Genomic DNA, 6,075 nt, shown 5'->3' with positions numbered 1-6,075 from the left:
GCCTGCGGCCGTGACGGTGCGGCCGCAGGGGCAGCCGGCGGGCTGGCCTCTGCGGATGCCGGGCGCGGCATCCGCGGCCTGCCGGCCGGCGTTGCTAGGCTGGTACGTGTGCCGTGCGTACCGGAGGCGGTGGGACAGTCTGTACCACCAAAAAGCCGCTGCCGGGGCAGGTTGCCGACGCGCAAGCTGGCAATATCAGGTGCTTGCAAAACTGTGCTCAAACGCCCTGGCCTCTGGCCCCTGCCTTGCATGTACGCCGATCCAGAACCTGCGCACCGGACCGTCAGGACCGGGTGACGCCCAGAAGAGGATGCCTTCCGAAGTGTCAGCGGACTCCCTCCAGACGCCGGCTCCGAAACTGATCGACCGTTTCGGCCGGCACATCGATTACATCCGTCTGTCGGTCACCGACCGCTGCGATTTCCGCTGCGTGTACTGCATGGCCGAGGACATGAACTTCCTGCCGCGCGCGAAGGTGCTGACGCTGGAGGAGATGGCCGCGGTCGGCCGGGCCTTCGCCGAACTCGGCGTGCGCAAGATCCGCCTCACCGGCGGCGAGCCGCTGGTGCGGCGCGACGTGATGACGCTGGTGCGCGAGCTCGGCGCGCTGGCGCAGCTGCGCGAGCTGGTGATCACGACCAACGGCTCGCAGCTCGAACGCTACGCCGCCGAACTGAAGGCCGCCGGCGTGCGCCGCCTCAACATCAGCCTCGACAGCCTGCGCCCGGAGCGCTTCCGGCGCATCACGCGCACCGGCGATCTCGAGGTCGTGCTGCGCGGCATCCGCGCCGCGCAGGCCGCCGGCTTCGAGCGCACCAAGCTCAACGCCGTCGTGCTCAAGCACCGCAACCACGACGAGGTCGTCGATCTCGTGCGCTTCGCCTGCGACGAGGGGCTCGACCTCTCCTTCATCGAGGAAATGCCGCTCGGCGTCATCGGCGACCATGACCGCGCCGAGGCCTATTACTCGTCCGACGACATCCGCCGCGACCTCGCCGGCCACTTCGACCTGATCCCGACCACCGAGCAGACCGGCGGGCCGTCGAAGTACTACCGCGTCGGCGGCAGTGCGAGCCGCATCGGCTTCATCTCGCCGCACAGCCACAACTTCTGCGGCGACTGCAACCGCGTGCGCGTGTCGGCCGAGGGCCAGCTGCTGCTCTGCCTCGGTCAGGAGCATTCGGTCGACCTGCGCCACGTGCTGCGCGCCCATCCCGGTGACCCGGAGCGCCTGAAGCAGGCGATCGTCGAGGCGATGCACATCAAGCCCAAGGGACACGATTTCAACCTGAAGGCGCAGCCCGTGATCCTGCGCCACATGAACATGACGGGCGGCTGAACCCGCCGCAGCGTGCCGGCAACCGCCGTGAATGCGGTGAATTGCCGATCCGAGTACCACTGGACCATCACAAACCATCAAGAGAGAGAGGGCCTGTCGATGCAACGATCCCTGTACATCGACCCGCAGAAGTGCACCGGATGCCTGCAGTGCGAGATGGCCTGCTCCTACGAGAACGAGCAGGCCTTCAATCCCTCGAAGTCGCGCATCAAGGTGTTCGCGTTCCACGAGGAAGGCCGCTTCGTGCCCTACACCTGCACGCAGTGCGCCGAAGCCTGGTGCCTGCATGCCTGCCCGGTCGAAGCCATCACCAAGAACCCGGCCACCGGCGCGATGGAGGTCAACGAGAAGACCTGCGTCGGCTGCAAGGTCTGCACGATCGCCTGTCCGTTCGGCACCGTGAACTACAACACCGCCACCGGCAAGGTCATCAAGTGCGACCTCTGCCAGGGCGACCCGGCCTGCGCCAAGGCCTGCCCGACCGGCGCGATCACCTACGTGGATTCGAGCTGGACCGGACTCGACAAGATGCGTGCCTGGGCCGCGAAGGCCAACACGGCTGCCTGAGCGCAGGGGAGACTGAGAGATGGGCTGGAACAACAAGGTTTTGCGCGTCAACCTGAGCACGGGCTCGATGTCGGTCGAGCCGCTGCGCATGGACTGGGCCAGGGACTACCTCGGCCAGCGCGGTCTGGCGACCAAGTATCTGGTCGAGGAGACCGATCCGAAGGTCGATCCGCTGTCGCCCGACAACAAGATGATCATGACCACCGGTCCGCTGACCGGCACCGAGGCCTCGACCAGCGGTCGCTACTCGGTGGTCACCAAGGGCCCGCTGACCAACGCGATCGCCTGCTCGAACTCCGGCGGCTTCTTCGGCGCCGAGCTCAAGTACGCCGGCTGGGACATGATCATTTTCGAAGGCAGGTCGCCGAAGCCGGTGTACCTGTCGATCGTCGATGACAAGGCCGAGCTGCTCGACGCCGCCGAGATCTGGGGCAAGTCGGTCTGGGAGACCGAGCACTGGGTGCACAAGAAGCACCACGATCCGCTGGTGCGCGTCGCGACCATCGGTGCCGGTGCCGAGAAGGGCGTGCTGTACGCGGCGATCGTCAACGACCTGCACCGGGCGGCCGGCCGCTCCGGCGTCGGCGCGGTCATGGGGTCGAAGAACCTCAAGGCCGTCGTCGTGCGCGGCACGATCGGCATGAACAAGGTCAAGGATCCGGTCGCGTTCCACGCCGCCTCCGAAGCCGCCAAGAAGGTGCTGGCCGACAACGCCGTCACCGGCGCCGGCCTGCCGAAGTACGGCACGCAGGTGCTGATGAACGTCATCAACGAGATCGGTGCGATGCCGACCCGCAACTGGCGCGAAGTCCAGTTCGAGGGCGCCTCGGCGATCTCCGGCGAGGCCATGTACGAGCCGCGCCAGAGCGACGGCAAGCCGAACCTGGTGCGCAACGGCGCCTGCTTCGGCTGCACGATCGCCTGCGGCCGCATCTCGACCATCGACCCGACGCACTTCTCGGTGCAGGGCGAGGGCAAGGAGCGCTACAAGCACGCCTCCGGCGGCCTCGAATACGAAGCCGCGTGGGCGCTCGGCTCCGACACCGGCATCGATGACCTCGATGCGCTGACCTACGCGAACTTCCTCTGCAACGAGCACGGCCTCGATCCGATCTCCTTCGGTGCGACCGTCGCCGCGGCGATGGAGCTGTACGAAGTCGGCGCGCTGACCAAGGAGCAGACGGGCGGCATCGAGTTCAAGTTCGGCAATGCCGAGGCGCTCTGCAAGGCGGCCGAACTCACCGGCAAGGGCGAGGGCTTCGGCCTCGAACTCGGCCTCGGCTCGCGGCGCCTGTGCGAGAAGTACGGCCATCCGGAATTCTCGATGACCGTCAAGAGCCAGGAATTCCCGGCCTACGACGCGCGCGGCATCCAGGGCATGGGCCTGACCTATGCGACCTCGAACCGCGGCGCCTGCCACCTGCGCAGCTACACGGTCGCCTCCGAGGTGCTCGGCATCCCGGTCAAGACCGATCCGCTGGTCACCGACGGCAAGCCGGAACTGGTCAAGGCCTTCCAGGACGCGACCGCCGTCGTCGATTCGACCGGCCTGTGCGTGTTCACGACCTTCGCGTGGACGCTCGCGGACTTCCAGCCGCAGATCCAGGCCGCCTGCGAAGGCGACTGGAGCATGGATAAGCTCAACGAGGTCGGCGAGCGCATCTGGAACCTGGAGCGCCAGTACAACCTCGATGCCGGCCTGACCGCTGCCGATGACACGCTGCCGAAGCGCCTGCTGACCGAAGCCGCAAAGACCGGCCCGGCTGCCGGCCGCGTCAACGATCTCGGCAAGATGATGCCGGTGTACTACGAGCTGCGCGGCTGGACCGCCGACGGCAAGCTGAAGCCCGAGACGCGCAAGCGGCTCGGCGTCTGAGACGCCAGCACCCTGCGCAACGGCCCGGCCAATCGCCGGGCCGTTCGTTCGAACGGCTTGCGAGGAATACTCCATGATCCACCGCTACGTCATCGTCGGTGCCGGCCCGGCCGGCGTCATCGCCGCCGAAACCCTGCGCACGACCGATCCCGACGCCGACATCACGCTGATCGGCGACGAACCCGAACGCCCGTACTCGCGCATGGCGATTCCCTACCTGCTGATCGAGAAGATCGGCGAGGAAGGCACGCACCTGCGCAAGGGCAACGATCACTACGATTCCAAGGGCATCCGCGTCCTGCGCGACCGGGTCGAGAAGGTCGATGCCAAAACGAAGCGCCTGACGCTGAAGTCCGGCGGCGCGATGGACTACGACAAGCTGCTGGTCTGCACCGGCTCGCGTGCCGTGCGTCCGCCGGTGCCGGGTTTCGACCTGCCCGGCGTGCACACCTGCTGGACGCTCGAGGACGCCCGCAACATCGCCCGGCTCGCCGAGAAGGGCGCGAAGGTGGTGCTGGTCGGCGCCGGCTTCGTCGGCTGCATCGTGCTCGAAGCCCTGGCGCTGCGCGGTGTCGATCTGACCGTGCTCGAAATGGGCGACCGCATGGTGCCGCGCATGATGAGCCCGATCGCCGGCGGCCTGATCAAGAGCTGGTGCGAGAAGAAGGGCGTGCGCGTGATCACCTCGACGCGCGTGACCGGCATCACCGAAAACGGCGGCCTGATGAACAAGCTGGTCAACACGCTGACCGGCAAGCCGACGCGCGCGCTGAAGGTCACGCTGAACACCGGCGAAACCCTCGATGCCGATCTGGTCGTCTCGGCCGCCGGTGTCGCCCCGAACATCGAGTTCCTGCAGGGCTGCGGGCTGGAGATCGAGCGCGGCATCCTGATCGATCACTACATGCAGACCAACGTCCCGGACATCTATGCGGCCGGCGACGTGGCGCAGGGCCGCGACTTCTCGACCGGTGGTCTCGAAGTGCATGCGATCCAGCCGACCGCCTCCGAGCACGGCCGCACCGCCGGCCTGAACATGGCCGGGGTGCCGACGTATTACCGCGGCAGCTTCAACATGAACGTGCTCGACACCCTCGGCCTGATCTCCAGCTCCTTCGGGCTGTGGATGGGCGTCGAGGGGGGCGATCGCGTCGAGATGTGCGAGCCCGATCGCTTCCGCTACCTGCAGCTGCAGTTCGATGGTGACATCATGGTCGGCGCGACCTCGCTCGGCCTGACGCAGCACGTCGGCGTGCTGCGCGGGCTGATCCAGGGCAAGGTGCCGCTCGGCCCGTGGAAGGCGAAGCTCATGGATGACCCGACGCGGATCATGGAGGCGTATCTCGCCTGCAACTTCGCCGCCCGCGTGGCGCCCAAGGCTGCCTGAGACCGACGATGCAGATCACGCTGAAGCTGTATGCGACGCTGACCCCGCACCTGCCCGCCGGCGCCCGGCGCAACGTCGCGACGCTGGAAGTCGCGGACGGTGCCAGCGTCGCCGGCGTCATCGACGATCTGCATCTGCCGCCGGCCCTCGTGCATCTGGTGCTGGTCAACGGCAGCTTCGTCGGCCCCGAGGACCGGGCCGCGCGCGTGCTGCGCGCCGGCGACGCGCTCGCGGTCTGGCCGCCGGTCGCCGGTGGCTGAGTCTTCGGCCCTGCTGTGGCAGGGGGAGATGGCGCTCGACCGGCGCGAGTTCCTGCGCGTGCTGCCGGCCGCCTGTGCCGGCCGGCCGCACGCGCAGGCCGGCGATGCGATCCGGGTCGAGCTCGGTGCCGGTGCAAGGCTGCGCATCGAACTCGGCCCGACCCGCGAGCGGCGCATCGCGCTGCTCGCGCTGCCGGCCACCGTCATCACCATCCTCGCCGACGGTCCGGTGCCCGCGGCACTGGCGAGTGCCTTCCTGCGCGATTTCGAGAACGCCTACCGGCGCGGCGGCGGCTGAAGGTTCACTTCAGCCGCACTTCGACGTGGTTGGGCCAGACCTCGACCCGCACCAGCGGCGTGTCCTCGACGATGATCCGTTCGGTCGTGCGGTCCAGGAAGCCGTCGGCGAGCAGGCGTTCGAGCCGGGCGCGGTTGTCGGCCGCGGCGAAGAAGCGGTCGGTTTCGTCCTCCGGATCGCGTACGCCGTAGCGGTGCAGGTTGGCGCGATCCTGGCGGATGATCGCCGCAGCCGAGCGCAGGCGCTCGCCGCTGCTGTTGTAGTGATCGGCCGCACTCAGGCGCGCGACGTAGACCTCCAGGGGTTCGCCGGCGAGGGCCGGCAGCGACGGCAGCAGGGCCGGCAGCA

7 protein-coding genes are annotated in these 6,075 nt (G+C 68.0%); 6 read left to right on the top strand and 1 reads right to left on the bottom strand.

Annotation, left to right across the window (positions count from 1 at the left end):
• The first annotated feature begins 322 nt into the window (after positions 1-322).
• The 6 genes from moaA to PKE44_RS09925 all read left to right on the top strand — a co-directional run bounded on the left by moaA (position 323) and on the right by PKE44_RS09925 (position 5,727).
• Entirely contained in the window at positions 323-1,339 is a 1,017-nt protein-coding gene (moaA, locus tag PKE44_RS09950; RefSeq protein WP_324550616.1) for a GTP 3',8-cyclase MoaA, read from the top strand.
• A 99-nt stretch (positions 1,340-1,438) separates the two neighbouring features.
• On the top strand, positions 1,439-1,906 hold the full coding sequence (locus tag PKE44_RS09945) for a 4Fe-4S dicluster domain-containing protein (protein WP_324550614.1): 468 nt from the start codon (positions 1,439-1,441) through the stop codon (positions 1,904-1,906).
• A 19-nt stretch (positions 1,907-1,925) separates the two neighbouring features.
• Positions 1,926-3,782 carry an aldehyde ferredoxin oxidoreductase family protein gene (locus PKE44_RS09940; RefSeq protein WP_324550612.1) on the top strand — a complete coding sequence of 619 codons (1,857 nt, stop codon included), beginning with the start codon at positions 1,926-1,928 and terminating at the stop codon, positions 3,780-3,782.
• A gap of 73 nt (positions 3,783-3,855) precedes the next feature.
• Complete coding sequence (locus PKE44_RS09935; protein ID WP_324550610.1) at positions 3,856-5,169, top strand: FAD-dependent oxidoreductase; 1,314 nt, start codon at positions 3,856-3,858, stop codon at positions 5,167-5,169.
• A gap of 8 nt (positions 5,170-5,177) precedes the next feature.
• Positions 5,178-5,429 (top strand): MoaD/ThiS family protein, encoded by a 252-nt coding sequence (locus PKE44_RS09930; protein ID WP_324550608.1) that lies wholly within the window; start codon positions 5,178-5,180, stop codon positions 5,427-5,429.
• Positions 5,422-5,727, top strand: coding sequence for a hypothetical protein (locus tag PKE44_RS09925; RefSeq protein ID WP_324550606.1), 306 nt, complete (start codon positions 5,422-5,424; stop codon positions 5,725-5,727). The genes PKE44_RS09930 and PKE44_RS09925 overlap by 8 nt, the downstream gene beginning before the upstream one ends.
• 4 nt (positions 5,728-5,731) lie before the next feature.
• Here PKE44_RS09925 and PKE44_RS09920 read toward each other — a convergent pair.
• Positions 5,732-6,075 (bottom strand): hypothetical protein (locus tag PKE44_RS09920; RefSeq protein WP_324550605.1); only part of this gene is annotated, 344 nt, incomplete at its 5' end.

This window comes from Plasticicumulans sp. (assembly GCF_035331805.1).
In the GTDB taxonomy this organism is placed as follows: domain Bacteria; phylum Pseudomonadota; class Gammaproteobacteria; order Competibacterales; family Competibacteraceae; genus Plasticicumulans.
This window is presented reverse-complemented; position numbering and strand designations above follow the sequence as displayed.

Coding starts and splice junctions, on each gene's coding strand:
- PKE44_RS09945 (WP_324550614.1), top strand. CDS start 1,439: ATGCAACGATCCCTGTACATCGACCCGCAGAAGTGCACCGGATGCCTG.
- PKE44_RS09940 (WP_324550612.1), top strand. CDS start 1,926: ATGGGCTGGAACAACAAGGTTTTGCGCGTCAACCTGAGCACGGGCTCG.
- PKE44_RS09930 (WP_324550608.1), top strand. CDS start 5,178: ATGCAGATCACGCTGAAGCTGTATGCGACGCTGACCCCGCACCTGCCC.
- PKE44_RS09935 (WP_324550610.1), top strand. CDS start 3,856: ATGATCCACCGCTACGTCATCGTCGGTGCCGGCCCGGCCGGCGTCATC.